Genomic DNA, 1,120 nt, shown 5'->3' on the forward strand with positions numbered 1-1,120 from the left:
TCGGGTCTAATCCCAGCAACTGTACGCCCAGTTAAGACTCGGTTTCCCTACGGCTCCCCTATACGGTTAACCTTGCTACTGAAATTAAGTCGCTGACCCATTATACAAAAGGTACGCAGTCACACCACGAAGGTGCTCCTACTGCTTGTACGTACACGGTTTCAGGTTCTTTTTCACTCCCCTCACAGGGGTTCTTTTCGCCTTTCCCTCACGGTACTGGTTCACTATCGGTCAGTCAGGAGTATTTAGCCTTGGAGGATGGTCCCCCCATGTTCAGACAGGATAACACGTGTCCCGTCCTACTCGTTTTCACGTCTAAAGCATCGTCGGTTACGGGGCTGTCACCCTGTATCGCGGCCCTTTCCAGGGACCTTCACCTGACACTAAACACGCTTAAGGGCTAATCCGGTTTCGCTCGCCGCTACTGCCGGAATCTCGGTTGATTTCTCTTCCTCGGGGTACTTAGATGTTTCAGTTCCCCCGGTTCGCCTCATCAGGCTATGTATTCACCTGATGATAACTGCTTATGCAGCTGGGTTTCCCCATTCGGAAATCGGTGACTCAAGTGGCTCTTACTGCCTCATCACCGCTTATCGCAAGTTAGTACGTCCTTCATCGCCTCTGACTGCCCAGGCATCCACCGTGTACGCTTAGTCACTTAACCATACAACCCCAAGAGGTTTCGTATGTTCAAACAACCAAGGTTGTGTCTCTGACAAAGAGACAATTGGTTTATTCGCCGGACTCATGTTGTCTTCACCGCAGTGAACACAACGAACACAAGACACTTGAATGTGTATTGCTTGAGAACTCTGTTTCTTTCGAAACAGTTGTCATTCAATCTCTAAGATTGAATTTACTAGTCAGCTTTCCAGATTGTTAAAGAACATTAAAGCAAACAGCTTTAATCAATAGCCAAAGCCATTCATTAAGACTTTCTGCTTTCTTTTAACTATTTCGACCAGGCAATCTGTGTGGACACTGTATCAACGACACAGTCTTTAGGTAAGGAGGTGATCCAGCCCCAGGTTCCCCTAGGGCTACCTTGTTACGACTTCACCCCAGTCATGAACCACACCGTGGTAAACGCCCTCCCGAAGGTTAAGCTATCTACTTCTGG

The 1,120-nt window shown here is 48.0% G+C and carries 2 rRNA genes; both read right to left on the minus strand.

Annotated elements, in window-relative coordinates:
- A 23S ribosomal RNA gene (locus tag IFO68_RS21810) occupies positions 1 to 664 on the minus strand; the annotation flags it as partial.
- Between the two features lie 342 nt (positions 665 to 1,006).
- Positions 1,007 to 1,120 (minus strand): 16S ribosomal RNA (locus IFO68_RS21815); the annotation flags it as partial.

The organism is Photobacterium arenosum (assembly GCF_014841115.1).
GTDB classification, from domain to species: Bacteria; Pseudomonadota; Gammaproteobacteria; order Enterobacterales; family Vibrionaceae; genus Photobacterium; species Photobacterium arenosum.